This window comes from Halostella sp. PRR32 (genome assembly GCF_034808085.1).
Lineage (GTDB): Archaea > Halobacteriota > Halobacteria > Halobacteriales > Natronoarchaeaceae > Halostella > Halostella pelagica.
This window is the reverse complement of sequence record NZ_JAXHGL010000008.1, coordinates 37,956-58,129: the sequence shown is the minus strand read 5'-3', so window position 1 is coordinate 58,129 and position 20,174 is coordinate 37,956. Positions and strand designations below refer to the sequence as shown.

Sequence of the window (20,174 nt, the reverse complement as noted above, 5' to 3'; positions counted from 1 at the left end):
ATCGGCGGCGTAGACGCCGCGACGGGCGCGAACGGACGCAAAACCACAAGAATCAACCCTTATATGGGTGCGTTTCTAACCTCAGGACGTTACGGAGAATACGGTATGAACCAGTGGATAGCAGTCGGCGCGCTAGGTCTGGTGGGGCTCCTCATTCCGCTCGGAATGATGGCGGTGTCGAGTCTCCTCCGGCCGACCGTGCCGGAAGACAGTAAACGCGCCACCTACGAGAGCGGCGAGATTCCGACGGGGACGACACACGTTCGATTCAACATACAGTACTACATGGTCGCACTGTTGTTCCTCGTCTTCGACATAGAGACCGTCCTCATCTTCCCGTGGACGGTCATGTATCGGAACGCACTCGAGAACGGGGCCAGTCTGATGCAGGTTCTTGCCCCGATGCTCGCGTTCATCGGTATCCTCGTCGTCGCACTCGCGTGGGCCTGGCGCAATGGCGCAGTCGAGTGGGCTCGAAGCCCCGAGCAAGCACGGAATATCACCAATGAGCAGCGATAACCCGCGGGAGTCGATCGTCGACAGTACAGCCGCACAGACAAATACGCAAGAGGCTCGGATGGGCGAGGGCGTCGACGACCGCTTCAACTCGAAGCTTCGGGAGGCGTTCGGCGCGTCGCCGTTCATCCTGACGAAGTTCGACAAGTTCATGAACTGGGTGCGGGGGTCGTCGATGTTCATGCTCCAGTTCGGCATCGCCTGCTGTAGTCTGGAGATGATGCACACGTACGCGGTGAAACACGACCTGGACCGCTTCGGCTCCGGCGTGCCGCGCGCCTCGCCGCGACAGGCGGACGTGATGATCGTTCCGGGAACTATCGTCTCGAAGTTCTCTCCCCGGATGAAGCGCGTCTACGACCAGATGCCCGAACCGAAGTTCGTCGTCGGCATGGGCTCGTGTACCATCTCCGGCGGTCCGTTTCAGGAGGGGTACAACGTCGTCAAGGGGGCCGAGGAGGTCATCCCGGTCGACATTCACGTCCCCGGCTGTCCGCCGCGACCCGAGGCGCTGGTCTACGGCGTCGTCAAGCTTCAAGAGCGCATCGCAAACGGCGAGTCCGCACCCGTGACGGTCAAGCCCTACGAACTCGAGCAGTTCGGCGACCTCGAACAGGACGAGATCGTCGACGAACTCGCAAAGGAGATCGACGAGGAAACGCTCGTCATGCGTTACAACTGGGCTGATTCGCCATGAGCACGCAGAAGGAAACCCCCGACAAACCGGTCGTCGAGGGCGTCGACTACGATGCGCTAGAGGACCTGCTCGGCGAGACGGTGATAGACCGCGAATCCCACCTCAACGCAGAGGGGTTCGTCGTCCGTCCCGACGAGGTCCAGGACGCGCTCTTTACGCTCCGCGACGAGGCGGGGTTCGACCACCTCTCCTGTCTCACCGCTCAGGAGTACGAGGACCGCTACGAGTCCATCTACCACCTGAAGAAGTACGACGACCCGACCGAGGAGGTCAGCGTCGTCGTACCGACATCGAAAGAAGAGCCCGTCAGCCAGACGGCCGAACCCGTCTACCGCACGGCTGACTGGCACGAGCGCGAGGCGTACGACCTGATCGGGATCGACTACGACGGTCACCCGGACCTTCGTCGGATCCTCCTGCCCGAGACTTGGCAGGGACACCCGCTCGGGAAGGATTACGACCAGGACAAGCCGCAACTCGTCTCCTTCGACGAGCACGCCAACCCGCTACAGGAAGACCACGCGGACGCCGAGTCCGACACGATGTTCGTCAACATCGGGCCGCACCATCCGGCGACACACGGCGTGCTCCACCTCGAAACGACGCTGGACGGCGAGACGGTGGCCGACGTCGACCCCGACGTCGGGTATCTCCACCGGTGCGAGGAGCAGATGGCCCAGCAGGGGACCTACCGCCACCAGATCATGCCGTACCCCGACCGCTGGGACTACTCCTCGGCCGGCCTGCTCAACGAGTGGGCTTACGCGCGCGCCGCGGAGGATCTGGCTGACCTCGACGTGCCGGAGTACGCACAGGTCATCCGGACCATGGGAGCGGAACTCTGTCGCATCGCGGGTCACATGCTCGCGGTCGGAACGTTCGCGCTGGACGTGTACGGCGACTTCACCGCGATCTTCATGTACGCCATGCGCGACCGGGAGAAGGTACAGACCATCCTGGAGGACCTGACCGGCCAGCGCATGATGTTCAACTACTTCCGACTCGGCGGGGTCGCCTGGGACCTGCCCGAGCCACGGGACGAGTTCTTCGAGAAGACGCGGGACTTCCTCGACGACCTGCCGGAGGCGCTGGAGGAGTACCACGACCTGATGACCGGCAACGAGATATTCCAGTCGCGCTGTCTCGACACCGGCATCCTCGAACCCGAGGCCGCCAAGTCCCTCGGCGCGACCGGACCGGTCGCACGCGGGTCCGGCATCGACTACGACCTGCGCCGGGACGACCCGTACGGCTACTACGATGAACTCGACTGGGACGTCGTCACCGAGGACGGTTGCGACAACTACTCGCGCGTCCTCGTCCGACTGCAGGAAGTCGAGCAGTCCGCGAAGATCATCCAGCAGTGTATCGACCTGCTGGAGGACTGGCCCGAAGAGGACCGCGACATCCAGAGCAACGTCCCGCGAACGCTCAAACCCGACCCGGACACGGAGATCTACCGAGCGGTCGAGGGAGCGAAGGGTGAACTCGGCATCTACATCCGGAGCGACGGGACGGACAAACCGGCCCGGTTCAAGATCCGGAGCCCGTGTTTCCACAACCTCTCGACCCTGCCGGAGATGGCAAACGGCGAGTTCCTCGCCGACATGATCGCGTCGCTCGGTAGCCTCGACATCATCCTCGGGGAGGTGGACCGCTAATGATCGCCCAGCAGAAGACGCTGCTGCCCGACCGAGTCAGTGGCCTGCTGGGCCTCGGTCAGTACGGCGTCGCCGGCGACCTCGTCGCCGCCTTTCTCGCGGCCTTCCTCGTCGGTAACCTGATGCTGGCGATGACCGGCGTCGCCGGCCCGTGGGCGAAACGGAAGATCACGGCCGCGTTCACGGACCGGATCGCCGTCAACCGCATCGGACCGTTCGGCCTGTTCATCATCGTGGCCGACGCCGTCCGCCTGCTGTCGAAGGAACTGATCATCCCCAAGAACGCCGACCGCCCGGCGTTCGACCTCGCGCCGATCGTCGTCGCGTCGTCGGCGCTGCTCGGATTCGCGGTCATTCCGATGGGGACCGGCATCCACCTCGCCGACCCCGAGGTTGGCCTCGCCTACGTGTTCGCCGTCGCTGGGATCGCGAGCATCGGTCTGGCGATGGGCGGGTACGCCTCGGCGAACAAGTACTCGCTGCTGGGCGGCCTCCGCGCCATCGCACAGAACATCGCGTACGAGATCCCACTGGTCATCACCGGGGCGTCCGTGGTCATCTTCACCGGGACGCTGCAGATGAGCGAGATCGTCGCACAGCAGGCCGATCCGCTCGTGACTGTCGCCGGGATCACGATCCCGTCGTGGTTCGCGTTCGTCAACCCGTTCGCGTTCGTGCTGTTCGTCGTCGCGAACCTCGCGGAAGTCGGCCGGAACCCGTTCGACACGCCCGAGGCTCCGACGGAGATCGTCGCCGGATACCAGACGGAGTACTCCTCCGTCTACTTCGTCCTGTTTTACCTGGGCGAGTTCCTGCACATCTTCCTCGGCGGAGCCATCATCGCGACGGTGTTCCTCGGCGGTCCCGCCGGCCCCGGTCCGGCGGCGCTCGGTATCGTCTGGTTCACCATCAAGATCTGGGCCGTCTTCCTGCTGACCCAGTGGTTCCGCTCGGCCATCCCGCGCGTCCGGATCGATCAGCTTATTCAGATCGGTTGGAAAGGCATGCTCGTACTGAGCTTCGCGAACCTGGTGCTCACGGCCATCATCGTGGGGGTGATAGTATGATCGGACTTCTCAAATCCATGGCGACGACGATGAAACACGCGCTCGACGGCAACACGTTCACCGTCGAGTATCCGGAAACCGCGCCCGAAGTAAGCCCGCGGTTCCGCGGCGTCCACAAGTTCAGCCAGGAGCGGTGCATCTGGTGTCGACAGTGCGAGAACGTCTGTCCGAACGATACGATCCAGATCGTCACTGACGACCAGCGCAACGGCGAGCAGTACAACCTCCACATCGGTCAGTGCATCTACTGCCGGTTGTGCGAGGAGGTCTGTCCCGTCGACGCCATCCTGCTCACGCAGAACTTCGAGTTCACGGGCGACACCAAAGACGACCTCGTGTACAACAAGGAACAGCTGAAAAACGTTCCGTGGTACAAGGACATCGACCCGCTCGAATCCCGCGAACCGGACCGCGGTGCCTGGATCGGGGAAGGCGAAGGCGAACTGGATTACCAGTAATCGCGGTGAGCATACGGTGTGCGCCGCGAGGCGAAACCATTTCACCGGACGCGAACGATCCTTTTCGTTGCTCTCGGTCGATATCACGGTAACACGTCCAGTGACGACGACAGCGGCCGGAACGTGAGTGGCACGTTACTCGGTAACATCACACACGAATTCGGGCGAGAGATCCCGAGCGCCCCAGCTATCAGGTCCCCTGACCTCGCAACAGTCTCGAAATCTTGAAAGGGCATCCGGAGAGAGAGTATAAGCAATGGCACTACACGAGACCATCGCGTTCGCGCTGTTCGCCGCTATCACGGTGGGGAGCAGTATCGGCGTCGTGCTGATGCGGGACGTGTGGCACTCCGCACTACTGCTCGGCGTCGCGCTGTTAAGCGTCGCGGTGCACTACGTGATGCTGCAAGCGGAGTTCATTGCGGCGATGCAGGTCCTCGTCTACGTGGGCGGGGTCCTCATCCTCATCACGTTCGCCGTGATGCTCACACGCGAACCGGGTCCACAGGAGGTGGCCGAGACATGAGCAACAAATCGGATATACGACTCGGGAAGCATCTCCTGCCCGGCCTCGGGGCAGTCGCACTGTTTGCCGTCTTCGCGATGACGTTCCTGAACTCGTCGTTCGGCGAGGCGCAGGGCTTCCCGGGCGGCCAATCGATCACCGAGAACCTCGGGCTGGCCATGTTCGACCTGGCGTCGCTCCAGACCATCGAGGCGGAGGGCTTTCTCGTCGCGTTTCTCGTCGTCGCGATAGCCCTCGACGCCGCGCTGGAGGGGTCGATCATGCTCGCAAAGCGCGAGGAGGAAGGGGAAGTCGTCAACCCGCTTCGGTCCGAGGCGGACGACGAGACGACGGCCGCTGACGGCGGCCGTCCGGGGGGTGACGACTGATGGCACCGCCGGTCGAGTACTACCTGTTCCTGTCGGCCGCGGTGTTTTGCATCGGCCTGTTCGGGATTCTCACCCGCCGGAACGCGCTGATGTTCCTGATGTCCGTCGAACTCATGTTGAACGCGGCGAACATCAACTTCATCGCGTTCTCGTTCCACCACGGCAACCTCACGGGGCAGGTGTTTAGCCTGTTCACGATGGCGCTCGCCGCCGCGGAGGTCGCCGTCGGTATCGGCATCATCCTCGTCCTTTACCGCAACTTCCAGGATATGGACGTAACCAAACCAGCAACGATGAGGTGGTAACTACATGTTCGAATATGCGCCGGCTATCGCGTTGCTTCCGTTCGTATCGTTTCTGGTCGCGCTCTCCGTGGGCAACTACATGCCCAAGAAGGGAGCGTTCGCAGGTATCGTCGCGATGGGAGGGTCGCTGCTCCTCTCGGTGTGGGCGTTCCTCCGGGTCAGCGGCGGTGAGGTGTACAACGCACCTGACCTCTACACCTGGGTCGCCGCCGAGGAGATAACCCTCCAGTTCGGCATCCTCATCGACCCGCTGTCGGCGATGATGCTGATCATCGTCAGTCTCGTTTCGCTCCTCGTGCACGTGTTCAGTCTCGGGTACATGAACGACGAGGGCGAAACCGGACTGCCGCGCTACTACGCCGAGCTCGGCCTCTTCTCGTTCAGCATGCTCGCTTTCGTGTACGCCAGCAATCTGCTGATGGCGTTCATGTTCTTCGAACTGGTCGGTCTCTGTTCGTATCTCCTCATCGGGTTCTGGTTCCGCACGGAGAGTGCGGCGAGCGCGGCGAAGAAGGCATTTCTGGTCACTCGGTTCGGTGACTACTTCTTCCTCATCGGCGTGGTCGGCATCATTGCCACGTTCGGTACGGCGCAGTTCGCGGGCGAGGGGTCGTTCCCGGTTCTGGCCGAACACGCACTCGTCGAGGGCGAGGGCTCGATCGATACGTTCCTCGGCCTCGGCGAGCAGGCGTGGGTCACCGTTCTCGGCCTGCTGGTACTAGGCGGCGTCATCGGCAAGTCCGCCCAGTTCCCGCTTCACACCTGGCTGCCCGACGCAATGGAGGGTCCGACGACCGTCTCAGCGCTCATCCACGCGGCGACGATGGTGGCGGCCGGCGTCTACCTGGTCGCCCGGATGTTCGGGTTCTACGCGCTGTCACCGACGGCACTCGGAATCATCGCCTTCGTCGGCGGATTCACCGCGCTGTTCGCGGCGACGATGGGTGTCGTGAAAGACGACATCAAGCGCGTACTCGCGTACTCGACCATCTCGCAGTACGGGTATATGATGCTCGGCCTGGGGGCCGGCGGCTTCGTCGCCGGCTCCTTCCACCTGATGAACCACGCCTTCTTCAAGGCGCTGCTGTTCCTCGGGTCGGGGTCGGTCATCATCCTGATGCACCACGAACAGGACATGTGGAAGATGGGCGGTCTGAAGGACAAGGCTCCCGTCACCTACTACACGTTCCTCGCAGGGTCGCTCGCGCTCGCGGGCATCATCCCGTTCTCCGGCTTCTGGAGCAAGGACGAAATACTGTTCGAGGCGCTGCACTACGGCCTCGGCAACCAGCCGTTACTGCTCGGCGCGTACGCGATGGGACTAATCGCCGTGTTCTTCACGGGATTCTACACGTTCCGGATGGTGTTCCTGACGTTCCACGGCGAACCGCGCTCGGACGACGCGCGTGACCCGCACCCGGTCGGCTGGTCGGTCAAGGTCCCGCTGGTCGTCCTCGGCCTGCTGGCGACGTTCATCGGCTTCGTCAACATGGTTCCGGTGGCGGAGCTACTCAACGCTGACATCGAGTTCCTCCACCAGTGGCTCGACGGGCCCGAGGAGACCATTACCTCGGTCCACCACTACGAGGAACTGCTCCACAACGAGAACGCGGCACATTACGTCGCGTCCGACATCGGCCCGTACCTGCCGGGGGCGATATCGCTGGCGCTGGCGCTCGCCGGTGCCGGCCTCGCGCACAAGTTGTACAACGTGCCCGATCCGGAGCCCCACACTGAAAAGCTCGGCAGCATCCGCATGCTGTTGAAACACAACTACTACCAGGACGAGTATCAGGTCTGGCTCGCCGAGGGCGTGACGCAGCCGATCGCTCGCGCCGCGAACAAGTTCGACCAGACGGTGGTCGACGGCGCGGTCAACGGCATCAGCAGCGTCAGTCTCGGCTCCGGGCGGCGTGTCAAGCGCATTCAGACCGGCATCGTCACGAACTACGCGGCGTTGCTGACGCTCGGACTCGTGGCGTTACTCGTCGTTGTCGGCCTCTACGGAGGGTGGTTCGTATGATCATAGAGACACTCATGGCAGTCACGTTCGTCGGCTCGTTGGTCGCCTTTATCGCACCCGACCGCTACGCCGGCGAACTCGCGTTCGGAATCAGTGCGCTTCCGCTCGTCGGGAGCCTCGTGTTGTACAGTCGATTCGACGGAAGCGGGAACGCCCTGATGGACGGGGGCCAACTCGCCTTCGAGAACTCCGCCGAGTGGATATCCCTCGGTGCGTACTCGCTCAACTGGCACGTCGGCCTCGACGGGATCAGTCTCCCGCTGATCGTGTTGACGACGGTGCTGACGACGCTCGCCATCGTCTCGGCGTGGACGCCCATCGACGAGCGACAGTCCCAGTTCTACGGGCTGGTGCTTTTCATGGAGGCGGGCCTCCTCGGCGTGTTCAGCGCGCTCGATTTCTTCGTCTGGTTCGTCTTCTGGGAGGCCGTCCTCGTGCCGCTGTACCTGCTCATCGGCGTCTGGGGCGGTCCGCGCCGGAAGTACGCGGCGATCAAGGTGTTCGTCTACACCAACGTGGCCAGCCTCGCGATGTTCATTGGCTTCGTCGCGCTGGTGTTTAACCTCCCCGTCGACACGTTCGACCTGCCAACGGTCGCACAGTCGCTCAACGCGGGCGAACTCCAGTCGCCGAGTTGGACGAGCGCGAGCGCGCTGAAAACCGGCGCGTTCATCGCGATGTTCGCCGGGTTCGCCGTGAAGGTTCCCGTCGTCCCGTTCCACACCTGGCTTCCGGACGCTCACGTCGAAGCGCCGACCCCGGTGTCCGTGTTGCTGGCGGGCGTCCTCCTGAAGATGGGGACGTACGCCCTGCTGCGGTTCAACTTCACGATGATGTCCGACGTCGCCACCGCGAACGCGGAGATAATCGCCATCTTCGCCGTGGTGAGCGTCATCTACGGGGCCCTGCTCGCACTGGCTCAACAGGACCTGAAACGCATCGTCGCGTACTCCTCCGTCTCGTCGATGGGGTACGTCCTTCTGGGTCTCGTCGCGTACACGACGTTCGGCGTCGGCGGCGCGACGTTCCAGATGCTCTCGCACGGTCTCATCTCGGGACTGATGTTCATGGCCGTCGGCGTCATCTACAACACGACGCACACCCGGATGGTCACGGACATGTCCGGGCTGGCCGACCGGATGCCGATCACCGTCGGCATCCTCATCGGCGGCGCGTTCGGCTACATGGGCCTGCCGCTGATGTCCGGGTTCGCCGCCGAGTTCTTCGTGTTCCTCGGCGCGTTCCGCTCGGGAACGATATCGGGCGCACCGGTGTTTACCGGGGTGGCGATGTTCGGCATCGTCATCGTCGCCGGCTATCTGCTGTTCGCGATGCAGCGCACGCTGTTCGGGCCGTTCAGGCTCGACACTGACTACGAGGTGGGCCGCGCGCCGCTACACGACGTCGCGCCGCTTTTCGCCCTCCTGTTGTTAGTCATCGCGCTCGGCGTCGCGCCGGAGCTGTTCTTCGACATGATCCGTGACGCCGTCAACCATATCCCGGCCGTCGAGGCCGGCGTTGGAGGTGGTCACTAATGGCTCTGTTCGAACTACCGGAGTGGGCCGCGCTCGCGCCGACGTTCGTCCTCGCCGCGACGTCGTTGGCCCTGCTCGTCATCGATAGTATCGACCCCGATTCGACGAACCGCCCGATGCTGGCCGGAACTGCGACGACGGGCGCGTTGCTCGCACTCGCGGTCACGGGCTGGTATCTCGTCGCCGGCGTCGGTGATCCGAACGGCCGCGGTATCGTCTCGCTGTTCGGAACGGCGCAGGTCGACGGAACGGTGTTCGGCGGCCAACTCGTCGTCGACCAGATGAGCCTGCTGTTCACGTTCATCTTCGCGAGCGTGACGGCGATGGTGACCGTCGCGAGCTACGACTACCTGCGCGGCCACAGCTATCAGGCCGAGTACTACTCGCTCGTCATGCTGGCCGCAACGGGGATGTCGCTGATGGCCAGCGCGGCGAGTCTGGCGACCGTGTTCGTCAGCTTCGAACTGCTGTCGCTCTCGTCGTACGCGCTCGTCGCGTTCCTGAAGAAAAACCGCGGCAGCGTCGAGGCGGGCCTGAAATACTTCCTCATCGGTGCGCTGTCGTCGGCGGTGTTCGTCTACGGTATCAGTCTGGTGTACGCCGTCACCGGGTCGCTCCAGTTGGCTGCCGTCGCACAGGCGGCCGCCGGGACCGAACTCGTCGGCGTTCTCGGACTGGGCGTCATACTGGTACTCGGCGGTATCGCGTTCAAGACCGCCGTCGTGCCGTTCCACTTCTGGGCACCGGAGGCGTACGAGGGGGCTCCCGCGCCGATCAGCGCGTTCCTCTCGTCCGCGTCGAAGGCGGCCGGGTTCGTCGTCGCGTTCCGCGTGTTCACCCTCGCGTTCCCGTTCGAGACGTTCCTCGACCTCGGCGTCGACTGGGTGCTTGCAGTCCAGATCCTCGCGGTCGTCACGATGACCCTGGGTAACTTCGCGGCGGCGACCCAGACCGAAGTCAAGCGCATGCTCGCGTACTCCTCGGTCGGACACGCCGGCTACGCGCTCATCGGTCTCGCCGCAATCACTGGCTCGAACAGCGAGATCGTACTCGGTGCCGGAATGATGCATCTGGTCGTCTACGGCTTCATGAACACCGGTGCGTTCCTCTTCGTCGCGCTGGTCGAGTACTGGGACGTCGGCCGGACGTTCGAGGACTACAACGGCCTGGCGACCCGCGCGCCGGTCGCGTCGCTCGCGATGACGGTGTTCATGTTCAGCCTCGCCGGCCTGCCGCCGTTCGGCGGGTTCGCGAGCAAGTACATCCTGTTCATGGGCGCGGTCAACGCCGGCTTCTGGTGGCTCGCCGCCGTCGGTGCGGTCAACAGCGCGCTGTCGCTGTACTACTACTCGCGGGTCGTCAAGGCCCTCTGGTTCGAGGACCCGAGCGACGACGTGGGGAAGGTCGGCATCGCGAACCAGCCCGTTGGACTGTACGCGGCGATCCTGTTCGCGGCCGTCGCGACCGTCGCGTTGCTGCCCGCGTTCGGCCCCGTCTCCGACACCGCCGTCAGCGCAGCGTCGTCGCTGCTGCCCTGACGAACTCGCTGTTAGCTCGGAACGGCACGTTTTACCGACCGGAGTCGTGAGTGAGCGTATGGTCTCTCGACTGGTGCTGGGGTGTGGAGCGGTTGGCCAGCGTCTGGTCGAGAAGGTAGCGCTCCGCGAGGGGGACCTCGACGTCATCTGTGGCGACAGCGACCGCGTCGAGACCCTTCGCAACGAGAGTGTCCGCGCACAGGGAGCCGATCCGACAGACCCCGCGGTGGTCGAGGAAATAGCGTCGGACCCGGACGTCGTACTTATCGCCGGCGACGACCCCGAGCACAACGTGCAGATGGCCCAACTGGCGGAGGTGGCGTTCCCCGCCGCGTTCCGGATGGCGTACGCCGGCGTCGACGCGACCGACGCTCAGCGAGAGAAGATATCGGAGGCCGTGGACTCGCTCGTCGACCCGGGTGGAGTGATGGCCGAGTACGTGGCCAACCTGGTCGCCAGCGAGGCGGGGACGCAGTCCCGACGACTCCGCCGGACGCTCCGGCGGGTCGGTGGACGACTCGCGATCGTCACGCACGACAACCCGGACCCGGACGCCATCGCCAGCGCCGTTGCGCTATCTCGGCTGGCCGCGTCGATCGGAGTCGAGTCGACGCTGTGTTACTACGGAGAGATCAGCCATCAGGAAAACAGGGCGCTCGTGAACCTCCTCGACCTCGACCTCCGTCAACTCGCGCCGGACGAGGGGGTGAGCGAGTTCGACGGGGTGGCGCTCGTCGACCATTCTCGACCGGGAGTGAACGACCAGTTGCCCGAAGACACCGAAGTAGACGTAGTCATCGACCACCACCCGCCGCGAGCACCGGTCGAGGCGAAGTTCGTCGACCTCCGGAGCGACGTGGGCGCGACGAGCACCCTTCTCACCGGCTATCTGAACCAGTTCGGGTTAGAGTTGGATACGACGGTTGCGACGGCGCTTTTATACGGGATCCGGGTCGATACGGCAGATTTCAGCCGAGAGGTGTCAGCGGCTGACTTTCAAGCGGCGGCGACGCTGTTGCCCCACGCCGACGCAGGCATTCTCGAACGCGTCGAAATGCCGTCGATCAGCCAGGACACGTTCGACACTATCGCGCAGGCGATCCGACATCAGGTGATAGAGGACGACGTCCTCTGCTCGTACGTCGGTGACGCCGTGGAACGGGACGCGCTCGCGCAGGCGGCTGACAAACTGCTAGAGATGGAAGGGATCAACGCCACAGTCGTGTACGGGTTATCGGACGGCGTCGTCTATCTCTCGGCGCGGTCGCGGGGCACGGACCTCGACCTCGGCGAAACGCTCCGGTCGGCCTACGACCAGATAGGCAGCGCGGGCGGCCACGCCGACATGGCGGGAGCGCAGATACCGCTCGGCGTCATCGGCGAGGTGGAGGACGACGAACGTCTCGAAGACGTGATCAGAAACGTCGTCACTGACCGCTTCTTCGACGCAGTGCGCGAACGCCGCGTCGACAGGGGGAGTCCGTTCAGCGCGGAAAGCGGCCAGTTCGAGTTCCCCTTCGTGTCCGCCGACTCCGAAGAAGAGATGGGGGATCACGACGTATGAGACGGACCGTCAGCCGGTCGAACCACGAGGACGGGAGGTTTTTGCCCGGCGAAGACGACGGATCCTTCATGAGCGATGCTGACGAGGGAAACCCGCGGGTCCGCGAGTACATGACCCACAACGTGGCCACGGTGTCACCGGACGACACGGTCGGGTCGGTGGCGGAACGCATCGACGAAAGCGAGGAACACAACGGGTTCCCCGTCACTGACCGCCGACGCGTAGAGGGGTTCATCAGCGCCCGCGACCTGCTGCTCGCCGACGACGACGAACCTATCTTCAAGGTGATGACGAACGACCTCATCGTTGCCCACCCTGAGATGAAGGTGACCGACGCCGCACGGGTCATCCTCCGGTCGGGCATCCAGAAGCTCCCGGTCGTCGACGACGCGGGCAATCTGGTCGGGATCATCAGCAACGCCGATGTCATTCGGAGCCAGATAGAGCGCGCGACTCCGGAGAAGGTGGGAAAGCTTCGGCGGACTCTGGAAAGCATTCACGATATCGACCTTCGCGAGGAGCGACGGGAGGTCGAACTCGACGACCTCACTCCGACACAGGGTCGCGTGTACGCCGACGAACTGGAAGGTCGGCGCTACGAACTCGAACGGGGGCTGGCGGAACCGCTGGTCGTCATCGACAGCGAGAGATCGGCGTCGAACGACGACGGATCAGCGGAGAAGAAGCTTCTGCTCGCCGACGGACATCACCGAGTACTCGCCGCCGACAGCCTCGAAATCGACGAGATGGACGCTTACGTCATCGTCGTCGACGAGGACGTGGAACTCGGGATGGAACGCACTGCCGACGAGGAGGGGTTAGAGCATCTAGAAGACGTCGAAGTCGTCGACTACGCCCGTCATCCGCTCGTCGAGACGACCGAGCGGTTACAGTAGCCGGGAAGCCCCGGAACAACTCCGCTCGGACGGAGTCGCCGGCACTGTGGTGTGTCTCTCGCCCCGAACGTCCGAACAGTACACCGAGATGGTAGTTGGACTTCCCTGCATCGCCGACGCCTACCGGCTTGCACCTCCGGGAACGTCATTCTCGCCGGGATCCAGTTCGTCCGTCGTTTCTCGGTTACCGTCTGGACGATCGCGAGTCGTGTTTCGTTGCCGAGTGTCTCGAACGCGTCCGTCGGTGGCTCTCTGTCATCTGATACCTCGCATCACTGCCAGCCCACCGGACAAATCCGTGAGCGAACGTGTTATATTTATTACCGAAGCGCCGTTCTGGAAAGGACTAACCCCGTCTCCCGATAAGGACGTAACGAATGCCGCCGAAAGCACGACCGGATACGAACACCGAGCAGATGACGGATGCTGACACAGACCCGACGACGGAGTCGGACACGGCAACGAGACTGACCGGTATCGGGACCCCGGCTGTGGCCGTCGAAGGCCTGCGAAAGGCCTACGGCGACGGTGAGGACGCCGTTACCGCAGTCGACAACGTAAGCTTCTCAGTCGAACCGGGCACGGTTGTCGGCTTACTCGGCCCGAACGGAGCGGGGAAGACAACGACGATCAAGTCGCTGCTAGGGCTGATCGTGCCCACGGAAGGGTCGGCCCGCATCTGCGGCGTCGACGTCCACGACCGTCCGGCGGAGGCGTACCGCCACGTCGGCGCGATGCTCGAAGGGGCTCGAAACGTCTACTGGCGGTTGACCGTTCGGGAGAACCTGTGGTTTTACGCCGCGCTCGCTGGGCGTCGGCCGTCGGCGGTGCGCGAGCGTCACGACGAACTCCTGGAGCAGTTCGCCCTTACGGAGAAAGCCGACACGGCGGTACGCGAACTCTCTCGCGGCATGAAACAGAAGGTGTCGCTGGCGTGTACCCTCGCCCGGGACGGCGACGTGGTCTTTCTCGACGAACCGACGCTGGGACTGGACGTGGAGAGTTCGCTCGAACTTCGGTCGGAGCTACGCACGCTGGCCGACGACGAGGGGATGACCGTGTTGCTGTCGAGTCACGATATGGACGTCATCGAGGCCGTCTGCGACCGCGTGATCATCATGAGCGAGGGGAGTATCGTCGCCGACGACACCGTCGAGGACCTGCTCGACCTCTTTCGAACGCAGGCCTACGAGATGCAGGTGTCGGGGACGCTGTCCGACGAGACGCGGACGCGACTCGAACGGGAGTTCGACGCCGACGGGTTCGACCGCCGCGGCGACCGGGAGCGGTTCGTCGCCGCCGTCACGGGCGACGAGTTCTACGCGTTGACGGACGCGCTTCGGGAGTCCGGCCACACGGTCGCGTCCGTCGACGCCGTCGACCCGGACTTAGAAGAGGTGTTCCTCCGGATAACCGAAAACGGGGGTGACGAGTCGTGACGGAGACGGACGCCGCAGAGAGTGTCGACGTCGCCGGACTGCCGACGCTGCTTGGCGCGGTGCTGTACAAGCGCGCGCTGTTGCTGGCGCGGTACCCGATCAACACTCTGGCCACGATAGTGACCGTCTACCTGTTTTTCGCGGTGATATTCTTCGGCGGCAAGGCCGCCGCCGAGAACGTGGGCGGGGGCGCTGGCGCGCTGGGCGGGACGTTCGACGGCCTCGTCGTCGGGTGGTTTCTCTGGACGATGTCGCTGGCGGCCTACTTTAGCCTGGGCCAGAGCATCACCAGCGAGTCACAGTGGGGGACGCTCGAACAACTGTTCATGTCGCCGTACGGGTTCGGCACCGTGATGGGTGCGAGCGTCGTGGCGTTCCTGCTGGAGAGTCTGCTGTGGGGTGCTATCATCCTCCCGCTGATGCTCCTGACGACCAACCGCGACCTGGCAGTGAACGTCCTCACCGTCGGCGGTATCAGCGTGTTCGCGCTGCTTTCGGTGATCGGTCTCGGATTCGTCTACGCGGGCGCTGCGATCCTGTACAAACGCGTCCAGAACATCTCGCAACTGATGCAGTTCGTCCTCATCGGTCTCATCTCGGCTCCGCTGGCGGAGACCCAGGCGCTCCGCGCGCTTCCGCTCGTTCAGGGGAGCGCGATGCTCCAGCGCGCCATGCAAGACGGGGACAAACTGTGGGAGTTCCCGGCCGCCGACATTGCGATACTCGTCGGGACGGGCGTGGGCTATCTCGCCGTGGGGTATTTCGTCTTCGACCGCGCCCAACGACTCGCGCGGCGCAGAGGCGTGATGGGCCACTACTGACACCGGCGGCCGTACTCTCTTGGAGCATATTGGACCTCCCGGGGCCGGGTTATTTTTCCCGGTGTTCCAGCCGACAGTATAAGCGCCCCGCGACGGGATTTTTCTCCCCCCTGAACGACCCACATCATTAATGACCGGGCCAGCAATATTTACGAGCATGTACGACGATGACGACCTCGCGTCGATCCGCGAGGCCAGGGAGGAATGGGAGTCCGACACACTCGACCCGGTACTGGACCGTTTCGGCGAGCGAAAGGACCGCTTCGCTACCGTGTCAAACCTGGACGTGGACCGCCTCTACACGCCCGAAGACGTCGCCGACACCGATTACGAGGAGGACCTCGGCTTCCCCGGCGAACCGCCCTTTACCCGCGGCGTCTACCCGACGATGTACCGCGGGCGGACGTGGACGATGCGGCAGTTCGCCGGGTTCGGCACCGCCGAGGAGACAAACGAGCGCTTCCACTACCTCACCGACGAGGGCCAGACCGGCCTTTCGACGGCCTTCGACATGCCGACGCTGATGGGCAAGGACTCGGACGACCCCCTCTCCGACGGCGAGGTCGGCAAGGAGGGCGTCGCCGTCGACACCCTCCGGGACATGGAGATCCTGTTCGACGGGATCGACCTCGGCGAAGTCTCCACCTCGTTCACCATCAACCCCAGCGCGCCCGTCATCTACGCGATGTACGTCGCGCTGGCGGACAAACAGGGAATTCCCCGCGAAGCGGTTCGCGGAACCCTCCAGAACGATATGCTGAAGGAGTTCATCGCACAGAAGGAATGGGTCGTCCCCCCGGAACCGAGTCTCGACGTCGTCACTGACACTATCGAGTTCGCCGTCGAAGAGACGCCGAAGTTCAAGCCGATCTCCATCTCGGGCTATCACATCCGCGAGGCCGGGTCGACCGCGATTCAGGAACTCGCCTTCACTCTCGCAGACGGGTTCGCCTACGTCGAGGACTGCCTCGACCGCGGCCTCGGCATCGACGAGTTCGCCCCTCAGCTCTCCTTTTTCTTCAACTCCCACAACGCCATCTTCGAAGAGGTTGCGAAGTTCCGCGCCGCCCGGCGGATCTACGCCACCGTCATGGAGGAGTGGTACGACGCCGAACGAACGGAGTCGAAGCAGTTGAAGTTCCACACGCAGACCGCCGGTCAGTCGCTGACGGCCCAACAGCCGCTGAACAACGTCGTCCGCGTCACCATTCAGGCGCTTGCGGGCGTTCTCGGCGGCACCCAGAGCCTTCACACGAACAGTTTCGACGAGGCGCTCGCCCTGCCCTCTGAAAAGGCGGTGCGAGTCGCGCTTCGCACCCAGCAGATCATCGCCGAGGAAAGCGGCGCGGCCGACATCGTCGACCCGCTCGGCGGTAGTTTCGCCGTCGAGAGCCTGACCGACGAAACCGAGGAGAAGACGATGGCCTACCTCGAAGAGATAAAGGAAATGGGCGACGGGTCGATGCGCGACGGCGTGCTCGCCGGCATCGAGAGCGGGTACTTCCACCGCGAGATCCAGGACGCATCCTACGAGTATCAGGAGCGCGTCGAGGCAGGCGACGAGACCGTCGTCGGCGTGAACGAGTATTCGATCGAGGAGGACACCCGTCCGGAGATCCTCAAAGTCGACGAGACGGTTCAGAAGCGCCAGCGCGACCGGCTGAACGAGGTCAAAGACGAACGCGACGACGAGGCGGTCGAGACCGCGCTGGCAGCGATCGACGACGCTATCGAGGGCGACGACAACGTGATGCCGCCGATCATCGAGGCCGTAAAGGCCTACGCTACGATGGGCGAGATCATGCGCGTCTTCGAGCGCCAGTACGGCTCTTATCAGGAGACGGCCAGCATCGCATAAGCCGGGCAGCCACACGCGATTCTCGGTACCCTCCCGCGGTTTCGATTACTGTTTTGGGAACATTTATCACCGGTTCTGTACGACGTACAAACGTCATGTCAGACGATACCACGGATAGTAACGGCGAGGTGGAACTGGAGGCTCGACTCGCCGAACAGGAGGAGTTCGAACCACCGGAATCGTTCGTCGAGCAGGCGAACGTCAGCGACGAGTCTATCTACGAGGAGTTCGAGGAGGACTGGCCGGACTGCTGGGAACGGGCCGCGGACCTGCTGGACTGGGACGAGGAGTACGACACCGTATTAGACGACTCCGACGCCCCCTTCTACGAGTGGTTCAGCGACGGCACGCTGAACGCGTCGTACAACTGCATCGACCGCCACGTGGAAGCCGGTCGAAAGAATCAGGCGGCGATCAGGTGGGAAGGCGAACTCGAAGAGACGCGGACGTACACGTATCAGGACCTCTACCGCGAGGTCAACGAGTTCGCCGTGGCGCTGCGCGACCTCGGCGTCGAAGAAGACGACGTGGTGACGCTGTACATGCCGATGGTTCCGGAGTTACCCATCGCCATGCTCGCGTGCGCCCGCATCGGCGCTCCACACAGCGTCGTGTTCGCCGGATTTTCGGCGGACGCGCTTGCGACTCGGATGAACAGCGCCGACTCCGAATTCCTGATCACCTGTGACGGCTACTATCGTCGCGGCGACGCGCTGAACCACAAGCAGAAGGCGGACGAAGGCCTTCGAGACGTCGACCACGAGGTCCAGACGGTCATCGTCGACCGACTCGGCGACGAGCTGACGCACTTCCTCGGCGACGACGCGTACGACTACGACGACCTTGTCGACGCACAGCAGGGCGAACGCGTCGACCCGGTCGAACGGGACGCGGAGGATATGCTGTTTCTCATGTACACCTCCGGGACCACCGGAGAGCCCAAAGGCGTCAAACACACGACCGGCGGCTACCTCTCGTACGTCGCCTGGACGAGCCACGCGGTACTTGACGTGAAACCCGAGGACACGTACTGGTGCGCTGCAGACATCGGGTGGATCACGGGCCACTCCTACATCGTCTACGGGCCGCTCGCGCTCGGTACGACGACGACGATGTACGAGGGGACGCCGGACTACCCGGACAAGGACCGGCTCTGGGAGATCGTCGAGAAGTACGCCGTCGACACTCTTTACACGGCACCGACGGCGATCCGTGCGTTCATGAAATGGGGTGAGAAGTACCCGGAACGGCACGACCTCTCCAGTCTCCGACTGCTCGGGACGGTCGGTGAACCGATCAATCCGCGGGCGTGGAAGTGGTACTACAAACATATCGGTAGCGAGAACTGCCCCGTCGTGGACACGTGGTGGCAGACCGAAACCGGCGGCATGATGATCACCACGCTCCCCGGGGTCAACACCATGAAACCCGGCTCAGCCGGGCCGCCGCTGCCCGGTGTCGACGCCCGCGTAGTCGACGCCGAGGGCGACGAAGTCGAGGCGGGTGAAGCCGGCTATCTCACGGTGAACCGACCGTGGCCGGGGATGCTCCGCACGCTCTACCGGAACGACGACAGATTCGTCCAGGAGTACTGGACCGAGTACTCCGACGAGGATTCGGACGAGTGGGTGTACTTCCCAGAGGACGGCGCGAAAATCGACGACGACGACTACATTACGGTGCTCGGCCGCGTCGACGACGTGCTCAACGTCTCGGGCCACCGTCTCGGCACGATGGAGATCGAATCGGCCATCGTGGGCGTTCCCGGCGTCGCCGAAGCGGCGGTCGTCGGCGGCGACCACGAGGTGAAAGGTGAAGCCGTCTACGCATACGTCATCACCGAAGACGGGTACGAGGAAAGCGAGGAGTTGCGTCAGAAGATAGTCGAGGGAGTCGAGGACGCCATCGGCCCGATCGCTCGGCCCGAGGAGGTCATCTTCACCCCGGAACTGCCGAAAACGCGGTCGGGGAAGATCATGCGGCGACTGCTCGAAGATATCGCCAACGAGAACGACCTCGGCGACACCTCCACGCTTCGGAACCCCGGTGTCGTCGACGACATCCAGGCGAAAGTCCAGAGCGACTGAACACGCGCCGATGTCGGGCGCCGGAGGACCGGAACGGATTCATCCCGTCCCCTGAACACCGTCAGGCGTTCGGGTACTTCTTCGAGACGGCCGCCATCAGGAGCAATAGTACTCCGAGCAAGAGGCCGACGTTGACGGCCCCATACACCGCGAAGTTCAGCGGCGTTATCTCGAAGACGAACGGGCCGAACCCGGCCATTTCGGGGGCGTTTTCCTTGCCGGGAAGCACCAGGCCGACCAGCGCGCCGAACAGGGCGGCCAACGCGACGATGGTAGCGTAGATCACCAGTACCGCTCGGCGACCGCTGATGGCTCGGCTGGAAAGCGTCGACATGGCTGTGGCTAGGGCCGGTAACGGTTAGGCTTTTGCGCTCTCCGTCCGAACGATCGGTATGAGCGAGAAGGAACTCCTCGGGATCGTCCTCGGCAGTATCGCCGTACTGATGTTCGTGATGGGTATCGTGCTGGTACTCGGATAGCGCGGCAAGGCGACGGTCTGGCGTCGGCCTCACCGACCGTAGCTGAGATACGAGAACGCAAGGAAAGCAAGCGCCACTCCACCGAAGAACCCTATCAACCCTCCGACCGGGGGCTTGATCGAAGACAGAAGCGTAGCAAGAAGGGCCCCGAATAACGCACTCCCGATTACGAAGAAGAAGCCGGTCTGCCACTGTTCGACCAACTCCACGGCGTTCTTCTCGGTCATACGCTATTTTAGAACCTTCTCGTTGTTAAATTCACCCATCACTATCTAGAATATTCTCGATAGCCGTTCCACCACTACGTCTGAACGAGTGATACGATCTCACAAGAAA

The 20,174-nt window shown here is 63.5% G+C and carries 19 protein-coding genes; 17 read left to right on the top strand and 2 right to left on the bottom strand.

Annotation, left to right across the window (positions count from 1 at the left end):
* Nucleotides 1-105: 105 nt before the first annotated feature.
* From SM753_RS18900 to acs, 17 genes are all read left to right on the top strand, one after another.
* Nucleotides 106-519 (top strand): NADH-quinone oxidoreductase subunit A, encoded by a 414-nt coding sequence (locus tag SM753_RS18900; protein WP_135535560.1) that lies wholly within the window; start codon nucleotides 106-108, stop codon nucleotides 517-519.
* Nucleotides 506-1,213, top strand: coding sequence for an NADH-quinone oxidoreductase subunit B (locus SM753_RS18895; protein ID WP_135535561.1), 708 nt, complete (start codon nucleotides 506-508; stop codon nucleotides 1,211-1,213). The genes SM753_RS18900 and SM753_RS18895 overlap by 14 nt, the downstream gene beginning before the upstream one ends.
* A complete protein-coding gene (locus SM753_RS18890) occupies nucleotides 1,210-2,874 on the top strand; it encodes an NADH-quinone oxidoreductase subunit D (RefSeq protein ID WP_135535562.1) in 1,665 nt (554 codons plus the stop codon). The genes SM753_RS18895 and SM753_RS18890 overlap by 4 nt, the downstream gene beginning before the upstream one ends.
* Entirely contained in the window at nucleotides 2,874-3,941 is a 1,068-nt protein-coding gene (locus SM753_RS18885; protein ID WP_323192692.1) for a complex I subunit 1 family protein, read from the top strand. The genes SM753_RS18890 and SM753_RS18885 overlap by 1 nt, the downstream gene beginning before the upstream one ends.
* Complete coding sequence (locus SM753_RS18880; RefSeq protein WP_135535564.1) at nucleotides 3,938-4,399, top strand: NADH-quinone oxidoreductase subunit I; 462 nt, start codon at nucleotides 3,938-3,940, stop codon at nucleotides 4,397-4,399. The genes SM753_RS18885 and SM753_RS18880 overlap by 4 nt, the downstream gene beginning before the upstream one ends.
* A 256-nt stretch (nucleotides 4,400-4,655) precedes the next feature.
* The gene (locus SM753_RS18875; protein ID WP_138797208.1) at nucleotides 4,656-4,925 is read left to right on the top strand and encodes an NADH-quinone oxidoreductase subunit J; all 270 of its coding nucleotides are present in this window, start codon (nucleotides 4,656-4,658) and stop codon (nucleotides 4,923-4,925) included.
* Nucleotides 4,922-5,293, top strand: coding sequence for a hypothetical protein (locus SM753_RS18870; protein ID WP_135535566.1), 372 nt, complete (start codon nucleotides 4,922-4,924; stop codon nucleotides 5,291-5,293). The genes SM753_RS18875 and SM753_RS18870 overlap by 4 nt, the downstream gene beginning before the upstream one ends.
* Nucleotides 5,293-5,598 carry an NADH-quinone oxidoreductase subunit NuoK gene (gene nuoK, locus SM753_RS18865; RefSeq protein ID WP_135535567.1) on the top strand — a complete coding sequence of 102 codons (306 nt, stop codon included), beginning with the start codon at nucleotides 5,293-5,295 and terminating at the stop codon, nucleotides 5,596-5,598. The genes SM753_RS18870 and nuoK overlap by 1 nt, the downstream gene beginning before the upstream one ends.
* Nucleotides 5,599-5,602: 4 nt before the next feature.
* The gene (gene nuoL, locus SM753_RS18860) at nucleotides 5,603-7,621 is read left to right on the top strand and encodes an NADH-quinone oxidoreductase subunit L (RefSeq protein WP_323192691.1); all 2,019 of its coding nucleotides are present in this window, start codon (nucleotides 5,603-5,605) and stop codon (nucleotides 7,619-7,621) included.
* Nucleotides 7,618-9,156 (top strand): NuoM family protein, encoded by a 1,539-nt coding sequence (locus tag SM753_RS18855; RefSeq protein ID WP_135535569.1) that lies wholly within the window; start codon nucleotides 7,618-7,620, stop codon nucleotides 9,154-9,156. The genes nuoL and SM753_RS18855 overlap by 4 nt, the downstream gene beginning before the upstream one ends.
* The gene (locus SM753_RS18850) at nucleotides 9,156-10,694 is read left to right on the top strand and encodes an NADH-quinone oxidoreductase subunit N (protein ID WP_135535570.1); all 1,539 of its coding nucleotides are present in this window, start codon (nucleotides 9,156-9,158) and stop codon (nucleotides 10,692-10,694) included. Before SM753_RS18855 ends, SM753_RS18850 begins: the two co-directional genes overlap by 1 nt.
* Before the next feature lie 58 nt (nucleotides 10,695-10,752).
* The gene (locus tag SM753_RS18845) at nucleotides 10,753-12,258 is read left to right on the top strand and encodes a DHH family phosphoesterase (protein ID WP_323192690.1); all 1,506 of its coding nucleotides are present in this window, start codon (nucleotides 10,753-10,755) and stop codon (nucleotides 12,256-12,258) included.
* A 68-nt stretch (nucleotides 12,259-12,326) separates the two neighbouring features.
* A complete protein-coding gene (locus SM753_RS18840) occupies nucleotides 12,327-13,154 on the top strand; it encodes a CBS domain-containing protein (protein WP_323192689.1) in 828 nt (275 codons plus the stop codon).
* Between the two features lie 377 nt (nucleotides 13,155-13,531).
* A complete protein-coding gene (locus SM753_RS18835; RefSeq protein WP_323192688.1) occupies nucleotides 13,532-14,593 on the top strand; it encodes an ABC transporter ATP-binding protein in 1,062 nt (353 codons plus the stop codon).
* The gene (locus SM753_RS18830; RefSeq protein ID WP_135535574.1) at nucleotides 14,590-15,414 is read left to right on the top strand and encodes an ABC transporter permease; all 825 of its coding nucleotides are present in this window, start codon (nucleotides 14,590-14,592) and stop codon (nucleotides 15,412-15,414) included. The genes SM753_RS18835 and SM753_RS18830 overlap by 4 nt, the downstream gene beginning before the upstream one ends.
* A 157-nt stretch (nucleotides 15,415-15,571) precedes the next feature.
* A complete protein-coding gene (locus SM753_RS18825) occupies nucleotides 15,572-17,272 on the top strand; it encodes a methylmalonyl-CoA mutase family protein (RefSeq protein WP_135535575.1) in 1,701 nt (566 codons plus the stop codon).
* 95 nt (nucleotides 17,273-17,367) lie between these two features.
* Nucleotides 17,368-19,359 carry an acetate--CoA ligase gene (gene acs, locus SM753_RS18820; protein ID WP_323192687.1) on the top strand — a complete coding sequence of 664 codons (1,992 nt, stop codon included), beginning with the start codon at nucleotides 17,368-17,370 and terminating at the stop codon, nucleotides 19,357-19,359.
* 61 nt (nucleotides 19,360-19,420) lie between these two features.
* Here acs and SM753_RS18815 read toward each other — a convergent pair whose 3' ends face one another.
* On the bottom strand, nucleotides 19,421-19,693 hold the full coding sequence (locus SM753_RS18815) for a hypothetical protein (RefSeq protein WP_135535577.1): 273 nt from the start codon (nucleotides 19,691-19,693) through the stop codon (nucleotides 19,421-19,423).
* A 174-nt stretch (nucleotides 19,694-19,867) separates the two neighbouring features.
* The gene (locus tag SM753_RS18810) at nucleotides 19,868-20,065 is read right to left on the bottom strand and encodes a hypothetical protein (protein WP_323192686.1); all 198 of its coding nucleotides are present in this window, start codon (nucleotides 20,063-20,065) and stop codon (nucleotides 19,868-19,870) included.
* Between the last annotated feature and the right edge of the window lie 109 nt (nucleotides 20,066-20,174).